We start from the raw sequence: 16,774 nt of genomic DNA on the forward strand, positions 1-16,774 counted from the left end.
CCTCGATCGTCACCTCGATGATCACCATCAAGGGCATCTACGGCCGCCCCCGCCTGGTGGCCAGGGGTGCCGGGCTCCGGCGCGTCCGGCGCGGGCTCAGAGCCGGGTCAGGTCGGCCAGGCCGCTCTGCTGGACGAGACCGGTGGCGGTCGAGGTCACCGTGTCGGTCGCGTCGGTCTGCTGCAGGACGCCGGTGGCGGTGGCGGTGGTGGTGTTGGCCAGGTCGTTCGCCTCGTCGGTGACGGAGAGCCGCCTGTCGTCGGTGCCGAGGCTCGCAGTGGCCCCGGGAACGGTCTGCACGGCGCCGGGCACCAGGCGCGGGTCCACCTCGTCCACCCGGATCCGGCCGTCGGCCAGCTGGCCGGTGCCGTCCTTCACCAGGGACAGCGGCTTGCCCACGTCCAGGCCGGGGGTCTTGGCCTGCAACGGCGCGGCCGGGGCGTCCAGCAGCACCTGGCCGAGGTCGGCGCCCTGGTCGACCAGCGGGAGCGGCAGCTGGGCCTTGGCACTCGGGCCGACCTTGCCAGTGGCCACCTGGGGCACCAGATGGTCCGGGAGCAGCCCGTTGTCGGTGGTCCGGCCGGCCGCCGGCGGCATGACCAGCGAGGTGGGGATGCCGGCCGTGACGTGGCTGCCCAGCGGGGTGAGCGGCACGTCCGCCGGGACCTGCTGGGTGGCCAGCTTGTCCTCCAGGGCCCCGACCTGGTCGGGGCTGACCTGGGCGGCGGAGGCCGCCCCCTGGGAGGCGAGCACGCCCGCACCGACCGCCAGCAGCATCGCGCCGGCCCGCTTGGAGAACTTCATGCTTTTCACCGTTCTGCCTGTCCGTACTGGGGACGTCCTGGTGGTCCAGTACCGGAGTTCCTTCGGGGAGGGCTGCGGGGCCGCAGCCGGAAAGCAATCTGCGCAACGAGTGACCATGAGTTCGGATTGCGGGCGTTAACCGATTCGGCGTAATAATCCGACCGGAAACCACTCCCGGACGCGCCTCCCGGACTCTTTTCAGAAATCCCCGTAACCTTCCGTGCCGTCATTCTTTGATCTGGACGTCAGTGACTGCAGACCGGGTCTGAGCGTTCGACGCGTTGCTACGCACGGAAACCGAAAGCATTTCAGAGAGGGATCTCCCCATGATCCAGAAGTCCTTCGCCGCCGCCGGCCTGGCCGTCGCCGCTCTGGCCGGTGCCGCCGCACCCGCTTCCGCCATCGGTGACGCGGACGGCGCGGCCGCCTCCATCGAGGGCAACGGCGGCACCAACTTCACCGGGACGGTCGGGAACAACAGCCCGAACTTCCACTTCCTGGACAACGCGAACGTCTGCCTCCCCGAGATCCACAACATCGCGGTCGGCGTTCTCGGTGTGGCCGTCCCGGTCGAGGTCCCGATCGCCAACAGCGGTGGCAAGCAGTACTGCACCCAGGGCCAGGGCACCCAGAGCCACGGCGACGCGGGCGTGTCCCACCTGGTCGGCTGACGCTCCCCCAGCCCACCACCGCACCACCCCCCTGAACCACCCTCGAATCGCTCCCCGATTCACCCTTGAGAGGAAAACCGGAAATGATCAAGAAGTCCCTCGCCGCCGCCGGCCTGGCCGCCGCCGCCATCGCGATGTCCGCCGGCTCGGCTTCCGCCATCGTCGACTCGGACGGCGCCGCCACCTCCGTCCAGGGCAACGGCGGCACCAACCAGACCGGCACCCACGGCAACGGCAGCCCGAACTTCCACACCCTGGACAACGCGAACATCTGCCTGCCGGAGGTCCACAACATCGCCGTCGCCGTCGTCGGCGTCGCGGTTCCGGTCGAGGTGCCCGTCCTGAACAGCACCCCGAAGCAGATCTGCAACGTCGGCCAGAACACCCAGTCCTCGGGCGACGCGGGTGTCTCGCACCTGATCGGCTGATCAAGGGGCACGGCACGGACGGAGGGCCCGGGGAGGAAGGTCTCCCCGGGCCCTCCGGGCTTGGCCGACCGGAGTTCACAGCAGCAGTCAGCGGACGGGCGCCCACGGGGGCGCCCCCACAGAGAGGCAGATCCATGAAGAGCAAGCTGGCCAAGGCCGCCCTGACCGTCACCGCCGCGCTCGCGCTCGCGGGTGCCGCCACCCCGGCGTTCGCCCACGTCGGCCTGGAGGGCGGCGGCGGCATCGTCGCCACCGGCGACGAGCCCTTCGTGGCCGGTACGGCCGCCGGCATCGCCCACACCTCCGACGTCGCCGCCGGCGGCTTCATCGGCGGTGCCGCCACCGCCAAGGACCTGATCGGCGGCGGCGGGGGCTTCGCGCACATCAAGGGCTGGAAGTAACACAACCGGCAAGCAGCGCAGCCGGAAACGACACGGCCGGAGGCCGGGCCGCTCACTGTGGGGAGCGGCCCGGCCTCCGGCCGTACCGGTGCTACTGCTGCTTGAGCATCGCGGCGGCCTCGACCGCCCAGTAGGTGAGGATCTGCTCGGCGCCGGCCCGGCGGATCGAGGTGAGCGTCTCCAGGATGGTGCGCTCCCGCTCGATCCACCCGTTGGCGGCGGCGGCCTCCACCATCGAGTACTCGCCGGAGATCTGGTAGGCGGCCACCGGCACCGGCGAGGCGTCGGCGACCTGCCGCAGGACGTCCAGGTACAGCATCGCGGGCTTGACCATCACCAGGTCCGCGCCCTCGGCGAGGTCCAGTTCCAGCTCGCGCAGCGCCTCGCGGGCGTTCGCCGGGTCCTGCTGGTAGCTCTTGCGGTCGCCCTTGAGCGAGGAGTTGACGGCCTCACGGAACGGCCCGTACAGCGCGGAGGCGTACTTGGCGGTGTAGGCGAGGACGCTGACGTCCTGGTGCCCGGCCGCGTCCAACGCCCGCCGGACGACGCCGATCTGACCGTCCATCATCCCCGACGGACCGACCATGTGGACGCCGGCCTCAGCCTGGACCACGGCCATCTCGGCGTAGCGCGCCAGGGTCGCGTCGTTGTCCACGCTGCCGTCCTCGGCCAGCACGCCGCAGTGGCCGTGGTCGGTGAACTCGTCCAGGCAGAGGTCGGACATGACCACCAGCCGGTCGCCGACCTCGGCGACCACGTCGCGGATGGCCCGCTGGAGGATCCCGTCCGGGTTGGTGCCCTCGGAGCCGACGGCGTCCTTCACCTCGGGCAGGCCGAACAGCATGATGCCGCCCACCCCCGCCTCGGCGGCCTCCACCGCGGCCTTCCGCAGGCTGTCCCGGGTGTGCTGGACCACGCCGGGCATCGCGGCGATCGGCTTGGGCTCGCTGATGCCCTCGCTGACGAAGGCGGGCAGGATCAGCTCGGCCGGGTGCAGCCTGGTCTCGGCGACCAGCCGGCGCATCGCCGGGCTCTGCCGCAGCCGGCGCGGGCGAACGTACGGGAATTCAGCGGACACGGCTTCTCTCTCCGAACGGTTGTGCAGTGCTGGGGGCGGCGAACAGCCGCCCCCAGCACCATAGTTGAGGGCTCAGCGGGCCTTGCGGCGGGATCCCGGACGGCGCTCGCTGGGCCGGTAGACCGGCTCGCCCGCGGCCGTCGCGGTGTCCCGGCGCTTGGCCCCGAAGTCTGCCAGCGCCTGGGCCAGCGCGGCCGCCGACGGCGCCGGGGCCATCACGTCGACCCGCAGGCCGTGCTCCTCGGCGGTCTTGGCGGTGGCCGGCCCGATGCAGGCGATGACCGTGACGTTGTGCGGCTTGCCGGCGATGCCGACCAGGTTCCGGACGGTCGAGGACGAGGTGAACAGCACCGCGTCGAAGCCGCCGCCCTTGATCGCCTCGCGGGTCTCGGCCGGCGGCGGCGAGGCGCGCACCGTCCGGTACGCCGTCACGTCGTCGACCTCCCAGCCGAGCTCGACCAGGCCGGCCACCAGGGTCTCGGTGGCGATGTCGGCACGCGGCAGCAGCACCCGGTCGATCGGGTCGAAGACCGGGTCGTACGGCGGCCAGTCCTCCAGCAGCCCGGCCGCGGACTGCTCCCCGGAGGGCACCAGGTCCGGCTTCACGCCGAAGTCCACCAGGGCCTGGGCGGTGGTCTCGCCGACCGCCGCGACCTTGATCCCGGCGAACGCCCGGGCGTCCAGGCCGTACTCCTCGAACTTCTCCCGGACGGCGCGGACGGCGTTCACCGAGGTGAACGCGATCCACTCGTAGCGACCGGTGACCAGGCCCTTGATGGCCCGCTCCATCTGCTGCGGGGTGCGCGGCGGCTCGACCGCGATGGTCGGCACCTCCTGGGGCACCGCGCCGTACGAGCGCAGCTGCTCGGACAGGCCGTGGGCCTGCTCCTTGGTGCGCGGCACAAGGACGTTCCAGCCGAACAGCGGCTTGGTCTCGAACCAGGAGTGCGAGGCCCGGTGGGCGACCTGCTCGCCCACCACGGCTATCACCGAGGTCGCCGGGTCCACCGGGGCGGAGACCGGCGAGGGCAGCACCCGGGCGGCCTTCAGGTCGGCCGCGATGGTGGCCAGCGTGGAGGTGAAGGTCCGCTGGCGGGTGGTGGTGCCCGACAGGGTGGCGCTCAGCGCCGAGTCCGGCTTGCGGCCGTTGGACACCAGCGCGCCCGCGGTGGCGGGCAGCTGGCCCAGGGTGGTGCGGACCACCAGGGTGGTCTCCGGCGCGCCCAGGTCGACCGGGGCGCCGGACAGCAGCTGGCCGCCGTCCACGAAGCGGACGTCGGTGCCGGCCGCGCCGCGCAGCGGGACGCCCGCGTACGCCGGGACGCCGACCGACTGGGCGACGCCCGGGATCACCTCGAAGGGGATCCCGTCGCCCGCGCAGCTGAGCATCTCCTCGGCGGCGCAGCCGTCCAGGCCCGGGTCGCCGTCGACCGTGCGGACCACGTGCTTGCCGGACCGGACGGCCTCGGCGACCAGCTTGGCCAGGTCGAAGTCGGTGCCGTCGGCGGCCGGGGCGTGCACCTGCACGCCGGCCGGACAGTGGGTGCGCACGGCGGCCGCGGTCAGCGGGTCGGCGACCAGGACGTCGGCCGAGGACAGCACCTCGACCGCGCGCAGGGTCAGCAGGCCCGGGTCCCCGGGACCCGCTCCCAGGAAGGTGCACCGTCCGGTGGGCTGGCCGGCCGGGAAGAGGGCGTCGGTGGCGGCGGTGGGGCTCATCGGGCTCGCTCCCCCATCAGGGTGGCCGCGCCCGCGTCGAGAAGCCGGGCAGCCAGGGCGTGGCCGAGGGCCCGCGCCTGCTGCTCGGCGGTCTCGTCGAGGACGATCGGACCGTTGGCGGACATCTTCAGCAGGGCGGTGCCGTCGGGATCGCCGACCACGCCGTCCAGCTGCAGTTCGTACTCCCGGCCCCAGGTGGCCAGTGCGGCGACCGGGGCCGAGCAACCGGCCTCCAGGGTGGCCAGCAGGGCGCGCTCGGCGGCCACGGCGACCCTGGTGGGGGCGTGGTCCAGCGCGGCGAGCGCGGTGGTCAGGTCCGTGTCGGCGGCGGCGCACTCGATCGCGAGCGCGCCCTGGCCGGGGGCCGGGATCATCAGCTCGGGGTCGAGGTGCTGGGAGATCTCGGCGCTGCGGCCGAGCCGGTTCAGGCCGGCCGTGGCCAGCACCACGGCGTCCAGCTCGCCGGCGGTCACGTAGCCGATCCGGGTGTCCACGTTGCCGCGGATCGCGACGGTCTCCAGCTGGGCCCCGCGGGCCCGGGCCCAGGCGTTCAGCTGGGCCATCCGGCGCGGCGAGCCGGTGCCGATCCGGGCCGGGCGGCCGGCCCCGGCCAGCTTCTCCACCAGCTCGTCCAGGGCCAGGCCCTCGGCCGCGACCAGGGCGTCCCGGACGTCCTCGCGCTCGGGGACGGCGGCCAGCGCCAGGCCCTCGGGCGCCGCGGTGGGCAGGTCCTTGAGCGAGTGCACGGCGAAGTCGATCCGGCCCTCCAGCAGGGCGTCCCGCAGGGCGGAGACGAACACGCCGGTGCCGCCGATCTGGGCGAGCGCCTCCCGCGAGGTGTCGCCGTAGGTGGTGATCTCGACCAGCTCGACGGGGCGGCCGGTGAGCCTGGTCACCTCGCGGGCGACCATGCCCGACTGGGCCATGGCGAGCGCGCTGCGCCGGGTGCCGAGCCGCAGGGCGGCGGCCGGAGCCTGCTCGGTGAGCGGTTGACCATTCATGAGGTGATCGTCCCGGTGGTACTCGTGGGATGGCTGACGGTTCATCTGGTGCCCCCGCCGGAAGGCTGGGGCCGGCCGCCGACGGGCGTGCCCGACACGGCGTGCACGGCCGCCGGGTCGAGGTCGAACAGCTCGCGCAGGGCGTCCGCGTAGGACGCTCCGCCGGGCTCGGCGGCCAGCTGCTTCACCCGGACGGTCGGGGCGTGCAGCAGCTTGTCGACGACGCGGCGGACGGTCTGGGTGATCTCGGTGCGGGAGCGCTCGTCCAGGTCGGGCAGCCGGGAGTCCAGCCGGCCCAGTTCGGCGGCGACCACGTCGGAGGCCATCGCCCGCAGCGCGACCACGGTGGGCGCGATCCGGGCGGCCCGCTGGGCGGCGCCGAAGGCGGTCACCTCATCGGAGACGATCCGGGTGACCTCGTCGACGTCGCCGGCGCCGGGGCTGGCGGCGTGCGCGTGGGAGAGGCTCTCCAGGTCGACCAGCAGGGCGCCGTCCAGCTCGTGCACGGCGTGGTCGACGTCCCGCGGCATGGCGAGGTCGAGCAGGGCCAGCGGCTGGGGCGAGGTGCGCGCGGCGACCGCGGCGGCGACGTCCTCGGCCCGGACCACCACGCCGGCCGCGCCGGTGCAGGAGATCACCAGGTCGACGTCGGCCAGCGCCTGCGGCACCTTGGCGAGGTCCAGGGTGCGGGCCACGTCCGGGCCGAGGATCTCCACCAGGCGCTCGGCGCGGGCCGGTGTGCGGTTGGCGATCAGCAGGTCGGTGACCCCGGAGCGGACCAGGGTGGCGGCGGCCAGCGAGCTCATCGAGCCGGCCCCGACCACCAGCGCGCGCTTGCCGGCGATCTCGCCCGCGCCCGCGGCTACCTGCTCCAGACCGAAGGTGACCAGCGACTGGCCGGCCTTGTCGATGCCGGTCTCGCTGTGCGCCCGCTTGCCGACCCGCAGGGCCTGCTGGAACAGCTCGTTCAGGCCGCGCCCGGCGGTGTGCTCGTCCTGGGCCTTGGCCAGCGCGTCGCGCAGCTGGCCGAGGATCTGGCCCTCGCCGACCACCATCGAGTCCAGGCCGCAGGCCACCGAGAACAGGTGGTGGACGGCGCGGTCCTCGTAGTGGACGTACAGGTGGGAGGTCAGCTCCTCCAGGTCCACCCCGCTGTGGTGGGCCAGCAGCAGCGACAGCTCGGCGACGCCGGCGTGGAACTTGTCCACGTCCGCGTACAGCTCGATCCGGTTGCAGGTGTTCAGCAGCGCGGCCTCGGCGACGGTCGAGGACGCGGCCGCGTCGTGCAGCAGCCGGGTCGGGACCTCACCGGTCAGCGCGGCGCGCTCCAGCACGCCGACCGGTGCCGTCCGGTGGCTCAGTCCGACGACGAGAAGACTCATGCCCGCCCCCCACAGCTTTCGGTGTTCACGCGGGCATCACCGCGGACAGCTCGCCCTCGCCGCCCTTGGCGGGCTTCCCCTTGGCCGACGGCTCGGCCTGGTCCTTGGCCGCCGGCTCGGCGCCGGTGCGGCCCTTGGTGCTGCCGCCGGCCGCCCGGCGCAGCTTCGCCGCGGCCGCGCGGACCGGGCCGGGGGCGCGGTCCAGCACCGACTCGGTGCGGTCGGGCTCCTCGCCGGCCTTGCGCTGCTCGTGGAAGGCGAGGATCTGCAGCTCGATGGAGAGGTCCACCTTGCGCACGTCCACGCCGTCCGGGACGGCCAGCACGGTCGGGGCGAAGTTCAGGATGCTGGTGACGCCCGCCTCGACCAGCCGGTCGCAGACCTGCTGGGCGGCGCCGGGCGGGGTGGTGATCACGCCGATCGAGACGTGCTGGCTCTCGACGATCGACTCCAGCTCGTCCATGTGCCGCACCGGCAGCCCGGCCGCGGTGGAACCGACCACGTTCGGGTCGGCGTCCAACAGGGCGGCGACCCGGAAGCCGCGGGAGGCGAACCCGCCGTAGTTGGCGAGGGCGTGGCCGAGGTTCCCGATCCCGACGATGACGACCGGCCAGTCCTGGGTCAGGCCGAGCTCGCGGGAGATCTGGTAGACGAGGTACTCGACGTCGTAGCCGACGCCGCGGGTGCCGTAGGAGCCGAGGTAGGAGAAGTCCTTGCGCAGCTTGGCGGAGTTCACACCGGCCGCGGCGGCCAACTCCTCCGAGGAGACGGTCGGCACCGAGCGCTCGGAGAGCGCGGTGAGGGCCCGCAGGTAGAGGGGCAGGCGGGCGACGGTCGCCTCCGGGATGCCCCGGGCACGCGAGGGTCGGCGCGCGGCGCCCTGGTCGGGCGTCTGCGAACTGCTCTGTGGTGATCGGCCGATTGCCACGGTGCTCCTGTGGGTGAAGCTGGGCTTTGGCAGCCAGGCTAAGCGTTTGTGAACGTGTGCACAAAGATGGTGTCCGTTTTGTCCCGGCACAGTGACACGCATCACGCCGATGAGCTCATAGCACCGGCCTGCGTCAGGACCACTTCCGGGGCCTGGGCGCCCGGCAGCCAGGGGCCGTACGACGCCTCCCGGCGCAGCAGCGGGACGGCGTCGCCGGACGGGCGGGAGCGGGCCCGGCCCAGCCGCGGCCAGGGCACCCGGGCGGCCTCGCGCAGCGGCCCGGTCCAGTCGTCCGGCGGGCAGGACGGGACGCCCGCGCAGTGCCGCAGCAGTTCCGCCGTCACCCGGGCGTCGCCCAGCGCGGTGTGCGCCGGGAACCAGCCGAGACCGGCCGCCTCCGCGCAGGCCGCCAGACCGTGGCCGCGGGCCTCCGGCAGGTGGGCGCGGGCCAGCCCCATCGTGCACAGCAGCGGGACGGGCGGCAGCGGCACCCCGATCCGGGCGAACTCGCGGTCCAGGAAGGCGTGGTCGCAGCTGACGTGGTGGCCGACCAGCACCCGGCCGGCCAGCAGCTCCAGCAGGTGGGGGGCGATCTCCCGGAAGCGCGGGGCGCCCTCGACGTCGGCCTGGCGTATCCGGTGCACATGGGTCGGGCCGACCGGGCCCAGCGGATCCAGCAGGGTGGCGAACTCACCCTCGGGGCGGAGCCGGGCGTCCAGCAGCACCACCGCGACCTCGACCACCCGGTGCCGCCACGGGCTGCGGCCGGTCGCCTCCACGTCCACCACGGCGAAGCCCGGAGCTCCGGGCAGCGCGGGGATCGGGCGGGGAAGCATGGCGGCACTCCTCGTGTGCTCAGCCCCCCACGGGCGCAAACGCGTTCGATCGTAAGCCGACCGGAGCGCCCCGCCCCAAGCCGGAACGGAGTGTCTTTGACAACGATTCGGCGAACCGCCCCCGCCGGTCGGCGGGGGCGGTGGTGCACGCACGAACGCCGGTTCAGCTCGCCAGGGCCTTGCGCAGCCGGTTCTCGTCGACCCGCCAGAAGTCGTGCTGGCGGCCGTCGATCAGGGTCACCGGGATCTGCTCCCAGTAGCGGCGGTACAGCTCCTCGTCCTGGGTGATGTCCTTCTCCTCGAAGGTCGCACCCAGCTCCGCCGCCACCCGGACGATCACCTCCCGGGCCTCGTCGCACAGGTGGCAGCCGGGCTTGCCGACCAGGGTCACGGTACGGTCCGCCGGCTCGGGGCTCTTGCGTCGCAGCAGTGGGCTCACCTGGCCATTATTCGCCCGCCCGCCCCCGGGGCGCCCGGCCCCCTACGACGGGAAGCTGTTCACCGCACGGGCACGGCTCCGTCACGGCCGCTCCCCGCCCGGCTGGCTATGCTCGATGACATGGCCGTGCTCCGAAGGCTCACCCAGGCGAGACGCTCCACCACCGAGCGGAGCGCCCTGGCAGGCGAGGCCGCGGCAGCGGCGGCCGAGGCCGCGCTGCGCGCCGAACCGCTGCTCGCCCCCACCGGCGCCCCGGCGGCGGACACCCCGGCGGAGGCCCCCGGGACGGACGGCCCCGAGGCCGGCGCCGCCCCGGCGGGGAGCCCGGCGGCCGGCCGGGCCGGAAGGGCCCCCAAGGCCCCTCCCGGGAACCACACCCCGGACCGGGACGACCCGCGCGCCGCCGCCTTCTTCGACTGCGACAACACCATCCTGCGCGGCGCCGCGATCTTCTACCTCGGCGTCGGCCTCTACCGCCACGGCTTCCTCACCCGCCGCGACATCGCCCGGTTCGCCTGGCAGCAGGCCCTCTTCCGGCTGCACGGCACCGAGGACCCGGACCACATCTCGGACGCCCGGAACACCGCCCTGGGCATCGTGGCCGGCAAGCGCACCGCCGACCTGGAGGCGATCTGCGAGGAGGTCTTCGAGCAGGTCGTCGCCGACAAGATCTGGCCGGGCACCCGCGCCCTGGTCCAGATGCACCTGGACGCCGGCCAGCGGGTCTGGCTGGTGACCGCCGCCCCGCTGGAGGTGGCCCGGATCATCGCCCGGCGGCTCGGCATGACCGGCGCACTGGGCACCGTCGCCGAGGCCCGGGACGGCCACTACACCGGCCGGCTGGTCGGCGACCTGCTGCACGGCCCGGCCAAGGCCGCCGCGGTGAACGCACTGGCCCGGCGCGAGCGGCTGGACCTCGACCGCTGCGCGGCCTACAGCGACTCGGCCAACGACATCCCGATGCTCTCGCTGGTCGGCCACCCGTACGTGGTGAACCCGGACGGCGCGCTGCGGCGGCACGCCCGGGCGCAGGGCTGGCGGGTGCGCGACTTCCGGACCGGGCGCAAGGCGGCCCGGGTGGGGCTGCCGGCGGCGGCCGCGGTCGGGGTGCTGGCGGGTGCCGCGGCAGCCGGGGTGGCGCTGCAACGCCGCCGTCGGCGGGGCTGAATCCCGGCCACGGAACCGTTTCTTCCCCTCCCCGCCCCTCCCCCGCGCGGGTGAGAAGGCGTCAATCGGCGGCCTGAGCCGGCCCCTCGTACGGGCGAACTCCCTGCTCCGACAAGGTCGTCCGGGCCCGATGCACGAACCTGTCACGCGGTGACCGCTTCTGATCGTTCGCCAGACCGGGAAAGTCAGGGGTTACGGAGCTCCAAGGCTGGGAAACCGCCGCCAGTGCCGCCGAATTGGTCACCCTGGGCGCCCGAACGGTCACGTTGAGCCGGATGAACGCCGACATCTCCGGTCAGTGTCAGCCGAATATGCACAACAAATGGATCCCAAACGACCACTTCGACCACACGGTGTAGCTGTCATTGCACAAAGCGTTATTCTCTCCTGGATGCACGTCACCCAAGCGCCCCGCTCGAACGGGTGTCATGGGGAGTGCTCTCCGCGCAGGCGGAGGTGATCCGTCCACAGTTCTGCCTCTGGGAGTCCCGTGTACCCACCCGTCCGGAACGACGCGCCTGCACCCTCCCGCCCGTCGTCCGCGCCCCTGCGTCCCCGCACCGGCCTCCGCGGTCGCCCGGCCGAGCGGCAGATCTCCACCGGCCTGGACCTGCTGCGCACCCTGCTCCGCAGCCAGCTCGCCGTCTCGCCCCAACTCGTGCCCGCCGGCGGTCCGCTGGTCGGCCACCAGCACGGCCCCGGCACCGCGCTGCGCACCACCGCCGCCGGCTCGACCGGCACCGGCTCGCGCGGCCGCACCGGCAGCGTGGGCCGCAGCCGCTCCCGCACCGCGCCGAGCCCCGGCTACGAGACCGAGCACAACCCGATCATGGAGCTGGTCGAGCGGGCCCAGGCCGGCGAGAGCGAGGCGTTCGGCCGGCTCTACGACCACTACGCGGACACCGTGTACCGATACATCTACTACCGGGTCGGCAGCCGGGCCACCGCCGAGGACCTCACCAGCGAGACCTTCCTGCGCGCGCTGCGCCGGATCGGCACCTTCACCTGGCAGGGCCGGGACTTCGGCGCCTGGCTGGTCACCATCGCGCGCAACCTGGTCGCCGACCACTTCAAGTCCAGCCGGTTCCGGCTGGAGGTCACCACCGGCGAGATGCTCGACTCCAACGAGTGCGAGCGCAGCCCGGAGGAGTCGGTGCTGGAGTCGCTCTCCAACGCCGCCCTGCTGGACGCGGTGCGCCGGCTCAACCCCCAGCAGCAGGAGTGCGTGACGCTGCGCTTCCTCCAGGGGCTGTCGGTGGCCGAGACCGCGCGGATCATGGGCAAGAACGAGGGCGCGATCAAGACCCTCCAGTACCGCGCCGTGCGCACCCTGGCCCGGCTCCTGCCGCCCGACGCGCGGTGAGGCGACGGTGACCGAGGGGGCGATAGGGCGGGCCCTGCCCCGACGGGCCCTGCCCGGGCGGCGATCCGACGGCCCGTCATCACCGCCGCCCGACCGACACGTCCGGGTGAACGGTCGATCCGATGATCAGCCGTGCGTAACCGACCGCCCGTACCGCTCGTTGGCCAGCATGCAAGCCCCCACCAGGCATACGGTCAAGCCGAATTGTGACCTATCACCCGATGGAGTGGCTTTGGCCCGCCGGGGCAACCGTCCGGCAGGCCGGGGTGTCGACAACGACGAAGGGAGGTGTGGCCCGTGACGGCAAACGTGCTGGAGCACCGACGGGCGAAGGCCTTCGCCGAGGCGCTGGAGGCCCACCAGGCGGAGCAACGCCGTGCGGCCGATGCCGAATCGGCCAACACCGCTGTCGCCGAGGCCGGTTCGGTCGCGATGGCCGAACTGGTCGGGGTGGCCGACGCACTGGGGGCACTGCCCGGACCAGCCCTGGACCAGGAGGTCCGGACGGTCCAACGCGCCCAGCTGATGGCCGCTTTCGAGCAGGCCTTCGCCGGCGGGCCGGGCGCCGCGGTGCCCCGCCAGCGCCGCCACCGGGCGATCCGGACGGCACCGCGCGGCCGGTGGAGCCGCCGCTTCGCGATCGGCGGACTGGTCGCCGGGCTCGCCGTCGGCAGCCTGGCCGGCGCGGCCGCGGCAAGCTCCAACGCCCTTCCCGGGGACACGCTGTACGGCATGAAGCGCGGTCTCGAAGGGCTTCGACTGGACCTCGCGGACTCCGACTCGGAGCGCGGCGAACTGCTGCTCGGCAACGCGGCCACCCGGCTCGGCGAGGCCAACGCCCTGGTCGGGCAGACGGGTTCGACCACCGGGCTCAGCCCCGGCACGGTCGACCGGGTCCGCCGGGCGCTGGACGACATGCACGCCGACGCCCTCAAGGGCCGCGAGCTGCTGCGTTCGGTCTACCGCAGCAACGGCTCGCTGGACCCGATGCGCGCGCTGGCCGGTTTCGCCCACGACGAGGACGGCCGCTGGAGCGAGCTTCAGGGCCGGCTGCCGGTCCAACTCACCGAGCAGGCACACCTGGTGAACCAGCTCTTCGACGACATAAGCGAGGACGTCGCGCCCCTGCGCCTGACCCAGCCCCCCGCCAAGAGCGGTGGACCGGGCGGCACCGGAGCGGGCGACGACTCGTCCTCCTCGACCGGCGGTTCCCCGGCCGACTCCGGGGCGAACGGCTCCGGCGCCGCACCCGGCTCCGCGCAGTCCCAGGGCGGCACGGGCAGCAGCAGCCGCCCCGGCGGCACCGACCGCGCCCCGGACACCGCCGGCAACGGTGGCACGGCCGGCGGTGGGGCCAAGGGCGGCGGTCTGCCCAGCACCCTGCCCACCAGCGCCCCGGACGCCGTCAACGGCCTGGTCGGCAACCTCACCAATGGGCTCACCGGCGGCGGGCGGCCCTCGCCGAGCGCCGACGCCGCCCCGCCGCAGGTGCCGCAGCCGCCGTCCGGTGCGCCCAGCGCGCCGAGCGCCCAGCAGGGCGTGGACGTGCCCCCGCTGATCCCCGGCCTGCTGCCCGGGCTGCGGATCCTCGGCGGCAGCTGAGCGAGGCAGGGGCTGAGCAAGGCGCTGAGGGCCTGGTGGAACGCGTTCCACCAGGCCCTCAGCGCGTCAGGATCATCGGCAGGGCGGTCAGAAGAACACCGAACGCCGCTGCACCAGCAGCTGGTACAGGGTGTGCTGGATGGTCTCGCGCACCTCGTCGGCCAGGTCGAAGACCAGCATCGGGTCGTCCGCGGCCTCCGGCGGGTAGCCGTCGGTGGCGATCGGCTCGCCGAAGCGGATCGTCCACTTGGTCGGCAGCGGCAGCATCCCCAGCGGCCCCAGCCACGGGAAGGTCGGGGTGATCGGCACGTACGGCAGGCCGAGCAGCCGGGCCAGCGTCTTGACGTTGCCGATCATCGGGTAGGTCTCCTCCGCCCCGACGATCGAGCACGGCACGATCGGCACCCCGGCGCGCAGCGCGGAGGAGACGAAGCCGCCGCGGCCGAAGCGCTGGAGCTTGTAGCGCTCGGAGAACGGCTTGCCGATGCCCTTGAAGCCCTCCGGCCAGACCCCGACCAGTTCGCCGCGCTCCAGCAGCGCCTGGGCGTCCTCGTTGCAGGCCAGGGTGTGGCCGGCCTTGCGGGCCAGCTCGTTGATGCCCGGCAGCACGAAGACCAGGTCGGCGGCGAGCATCCGCAGGTGCCGGTGGTGCGGGTGGTGGTCGTGGATGGCCACCTGGGTCATCAGGGCGTCCAGCGGGATGGTGCCGGAGTGGTTGGCGACGATCAGGGCCCCGCCCTCGGCCGGGATGTGCTCGACGCCCTGGACCTCGATCCGGAAGTACTTCTCGGCCAGCGGGCGCAGCAGCGAGAGCAGCACCTCCTCGGTGAGCTCCCGGTCGAAGCCGAACTCGTCGACCTCGTAGTCGCCGGTGATCCGGCGGCGCAGGAAGGCCAGTCCTTCGGTGGCCCGGCCCTCCCAACCCTTGCCGAACAGCGAGGTGGCCGCCGGGCCGAGCCGGCCGGACAGCGCCCCGCCGACGGCCCTGGCGAGCCGGTCGGCCGGCCCGGGGCCCTCGGGGGAGCTCCAGCTGGGGGCGGACTCGATCGGGATGACCTTGGCCTCGCCCGGCGCGTTCTCGGCGGCGGCACTCATGGCGGGTTCAGCTCCTCGGGCGGCGGGTCGGTACGGCGTCGGTGGCCCCTTCCGGGCCGAGCAGGGCGGTCAGCCGGTCGGTGACGGCGGCCAGCCGCCCGGGCGGCAGCAGGCCGGGGCCCAGTGCGGCGGCGAAGTCGGCGAAGGCCTCCGGAGTGCTGAACGCCGGACGGTAGCCGAAGGTCTCCCGCAGCCGCGCGGTGTCCACCACCCGGCCGTGGGTGAGCAGCCGCAGCTGTTCCGGCGAGACGTCGACCAGCCGGGTCTGCCGGGCCAGCACGGCCATCCAGCTGACCGCGGGCAGCAGCAGCGGCAGGGTGGGGCGGCCGAGCCGGCGGGCGCACTGGGAGAGCAGCAGCACGCCCTCCCCCGCCACGTTGAAGGTGCCGGTGTTCACGGTGCCGGGTACCGGCTCGTCGGCGGCCCGGCAGAGCACCGCGACGGCATCGTCCTCGTGTACGAACTGCAGCCTGGGGTCGTAGCCGAGCACGGTCGGCAGCACCGGCAGCGCGAAGTACTCGCTGAGCGGGGTGTCCGAGCCCGGGCCGACGATGTTGGCGAAGCGCAGCACCGTCACCGCGACGTCCGGGCGGCGCCGGGCGAAGCCGCGGACGTAGCCCTCGACCTCCGCCGCGTCCTTGGCGAAGCCGCCACCGGGCGGGTCCTTCGGCTGGATCCGCTCGCTGAACACCGCCGGGTCGCGGGGCGCGGAGCCGTACACGCCGGTGGTGGACTTCACCACCAGCCGGCGCACCCCGGGCGCCTTCTGGCAGGCGCCGAGCAGCTGCATGGTGCCGATGACGTTGGACTCCTTCACCGCGGCGCGGTTGGTGGAGCCCAGCCCGGTGGCGCTGACGCTCAGGTGCACCACGGTGTCCACCCGGTGCTCGGCGATCACCCGGGAGACGGCGGGGCGGCGCAGGTCGAGCTGGTGGAAGGTGTACGGGGCGGCCGGTCCGGCGGGCTCCTCGACCGGCAGCCGGGGCGGCTGCACGTCCACGCCGACGACCCGGTCCACCCCCGGACGGCGCCGGACCTCGGCGGCGAAGCGGGCACCCAGATGGCGTGCCACGCCGGTGACGAGCACGACCACGCCCACGGTGCTGCACCCCATTCCCTCGACCGAGCGGCCTGCGTGCACCGTACCGCGCCGCCCCACCGGGCCGTGAAACGACACCGCCCGCCCAGGCCACGGGGGCCTGGGCGGGCGGTGGAAGCGCTGGGCGCGCTGGGCGCGGCCGGGGGCGCTTACTTCTTGTTGCGACGCTGAACGCGGGTCCGCTTCAGAAGCTTGCGGTGCTTCTTCTTGGCCATACGCTTGCGACGCTTCTTGATGACAGAGCCCACGGAACAACCCTCGCTCACTGAGACTCTCGTCCGTGAGAGACGGAGTCCATACGACTGACGTGAGGGCCTAGCCTACCGTCCGCGTGGCCGGGGCCGTAATCGTGCTCCCCTGAAGCGGGAAACTCGCGGGAAATCCGGGGCGAACGGGGACGGATCCACGGGCTGTGGACCCGCCCCCGCCGACCCCGGTGCTACGCGCTCTCGAGTCGCACGTACGACTCCTTGAGGTACTCGTGCACCGCCTGCTGGGGCACCCGGAAGGACCGTCCGACCCGGATGGCCGGCAGCTCTCCGCTGTGCACCAACCGGTACACGGTCATCTTGGACACCCGCATGACCGCGGCAACCTCGGCCACGGTCAGGAAGACGACTTCCTGCAGGGGACGCTCGACGGAACTCATGACCATCACCCGACCCTTACCCGTGTGCAAGGCACCGGCTTCCCCTCCGGTGACTCCACCGGCACACGTGTATCCCCAGAGTAGTTATGGGTGGTACCAGTGGGAAGAGGGG

At 73.5% G+C, this 16,774-nt stretch carries 18 protein-coding genes; 6 read left to right on the forward strand and 12 right to left on the reverse strand.

The window, feature by feature from the left end:
* Positions 1–96 precede the first annotated feature (96 nt).
* The gene (locus ABTY61_RS26965) at positions 97–804 is read right to left on the reverse strand and encodes a hypothetical protein (protein ID WP_350507668.1); all 708 of its coding nucleotides are present in this window, start codon (positions 802–804) and stop codon (positions 97–99) included.
* A 326-nt stretch (positions 805–1,130) separates the two neighbouring features.
* On the opposite strand from ABTY61_RS26965, the gene ABTY61_RS26970 reads away from it, so the two are divergent.
* From ABTY61_RS26970 to ABTY61_RS26980, 3 genes are all read left to right on the forward strand, one after another.
* Complete coding sequence (locus tag ABTY61_RS26970; RefSeq protein ID WP_350507669.1) at positions 1,131–1,475, forward strand: rodlet layer protein; 345 nt, start codon at positions 1,131–1,133, stop codon at positions 1,473–1,475.
* Between the two features lie 83 nt (positions 1,476–1,558).
* Positions 1,559–1,903 carry a rodlet layer protein gene (locus tag ABTY61_RS26975; RefSeq protein ID WP_188309838.1) on the forward strand — a complete coding sequence of 115 codons (345 nt, stop codon included), beginning with the start codon at positions 1,559–1,561 and terminating at the stop codon, positions 1,901–1,903.
* Between the two features lie 134 nt (positions 1,904–2,037).
* The gene (locus ABTY61_RS26980) at positions 2,038–2,304 is read left to right on the forward strand and encodes a hypothetical protein (protein WP_350507670.1); all 267 of its coding nucleotides are present in this window, start codon (positions 2,038–2,040) and stop codon (positions 2,302–2,304) included.
* A 91-nt stretch (positions 2,305–2,395) separates the two neighbouring features.
* On the opposite strand, the gene hemB is transcribed toward ABTY61_RS26980, so the two are convergent.
* The 7 genes from hemB to ABTY61_RS27015 all read right to left on the reverse strand — a co-directional run bounded on the left by hemB (position 2,396) and on the right by ABTY61_RS27015 (position 9,687).
* Positions 2,396–3,382, reverse strand: a complete 987-nt coding sequence (gene hemB / locus ABTY61_RS26985) for a porphobilinogen synthase (protein ID WP_350507671.1) — start codon at positions 3,380–3,382, stop codon at positions 2,396–2,398.
* Positions 3,383–3,454: 72 nt separating this feature from the next.
* Positions 3,455–5,101 carry a bifunctional uroporphyrinogen-III C-methyltransferase/uroporphyrinogen-III synthase gene (locus tag ABTY61_RS26990; RefSeq protein WP_350507672.1) on the reverse strand — a complete coding sequence of 549 codons (1,647 nt, stop codon included), beginning with the start codon at positions 5,099–5,101 and terminating at the stop codon, positions 3,455–3,457.
* Complete coding sequence (gene hemC, locus ABTY61_RS26995) at positions 5,098–6,102, reverse strand: hydroxymethylbilane synthase (RefSeq protein WP_350507673.1); 1,005 nt, start codon at positions 6,100–6,102, stop codon at positions 5,098–5,100. The genes ABTY61_RS26990 and hemC overlap by 4 nt, the downstream gene beginning before the upstream one ends.
* A gap of 41 nt (positions 6,103–6,143) precedes the next feature.
* Positions 6,144–7,484, reverse strand: a complete 1,341-nt coding sequence (locus tag ABTY61_RS27000; protein WP_350507674.1) for a glutamyl-tRNA reductase — start codon at positions 7,482–7,484, stop codon at positions 6,144–6,146.
* 25 nt (positions 7,485–7,509) lie between these two features.
* On the reverse strand, positions 7,510–8,406 hold the full coding sequence (locus tag ABTY61_RS27005; RefSeq protein ID WP_350507749.1) for a redox-sensing transcriptional repressor Rex: 897 nt from the start codon (positions 8,404–8,406) through the stop codon (positions 7,510–7,512).
* Positions 8,407–8,513: 107 nt separating this feature from the next.
* A complete protein-coding gene (locus ABTY61_RS27010; RefSeq protein WP_350507675.1) occupies positions 8,514–9,248 on the reverse strand; it encodes a 3'-5' exonuclease in 735 nt (244 codons plus the stop codon).
* Between the two features lie 163 nt (positions 9,249–9,411).
* Complete coding sequence (locus ABTY61_RS27015; RefSeq protein ID WP_350507676.1) at positions 9,412–9,687, reverse strand: glutaredoxin family protein; 276 nt, start codon at positions 9,685–9,687, stop codon at positions 9,412–9,414.
* 120 nt (positions 9,688–9,807) lie between these two features.
* On the opposite strand from ABTY61_RS27015, the gene ABTY61_RS27020 reads away from it, so the two are divergent.
* From ABTY61_RS27020 to ABTY61_RS27030, 3 genes are all read left to right on the forward strand, one after another.
* The gene (locus ABTY61_RS27020; protein ID WP_350507677.1) at positions 9,808–10,854 is read left to right on the forward strand and encodes an HAD family hydrolase; all 1,047 of its coding nucleotides are present in this window, start codon (positions 9,808–9,810) and stop codon (positions 10,852–10,854) included.
* Between the two features lie 547 nt (positions 10,855–11,401).
* Positions 11,402–12,217, forward strand: coding sequence for an ECF subfamily RNA polymerase sigma factor, BldN family (locus tag ABTY61_RS27025; RefSeq protein ID WP_497973248.1), 816 nt, complete (start codon positions 11,402–11,404; stop codon positions 12,215–12,217).
* Between the two features lie 297 nt (positions 12,218–12,514).
* Entirely contained in the window at positions 12,515–13,819 is a 1,305-nt protein-coding gene (locus ABTY61_RS27030) for a DUF5667 domain-containing protein (RefSeq protein ID WP_350507678.1), read from the forward strand.
* Between the two features lie 87 nt (positions 13,820–13,906).
* Here ABTY61_RS27030 and ABTY61_RS27035 read toward each other — a convergent pair whose 3' ends face one another.
* The 4 genes from ABTY61_RS27035 to ABTY61_RS27050 all read right to left on the reverse strand — a co-directional run bounded on the left by ABTY61_RS27035 (position 13,907) and on the right by ABTY61_RS27050 (position 16,662).
* Entirely contained in the window at positions 13,907–14,914 is a 1,008-nt protein-coding gene (locus tag ABTY61_RS27035; protein ID WP_350507679.1) for a lysophospholipid acyltransferase family protein, read from the reverse strand.
* A 7-nt stretch (positions 14,915–14,921) separates the two neighbouring features.
* Positions 14,922–16,013, reverse strand: a complete 1,092-nt coding sequence (locus ABTY61_RS27040) for an NAD-dependent epimerase/dehydratase family protein (RefSeq protein WP_350507751.1) — start codon at positions 16,011–16,013, stop codon at positions 14,922–14,924.
* 149 nt (positions 16,014–16,162) lie between these two features.
* On the reverse strand, positions 16,163–16,279 hold the full coding sequence (locus ABTY61_RS27045) for a 30S ribosomal protein bS22 (protein WP_425311139.1): 117 nt from the start codon (positions 16,277–16,279) through the stop codon (positions 16,163–16,165).
* A 173-nt stretch (positions 16,280–16,452) separates the two neighbouring features.
* A complete protein-coding gene (locus tag ABTY61_RS27050; RefSeq protein WP_045699258.1) occupies positions 16,453–16,662 on the reverse strand; it encodes a helix-turn-helix domain-containing protein in 210 nt (69 codons plus the stop codon).
* Positions 16,663–16,774 lie beyond the last annotated feature (112 nt).

It is taken from the genome of Kitasatospora sp. NPDC096128 (assembly GCF_040303105.1).
Lineage (GTDB): Bacteria > Actinomycetota > Actinomycetes > Streptomycetales > Streptomycetaceae > Kitasatospora.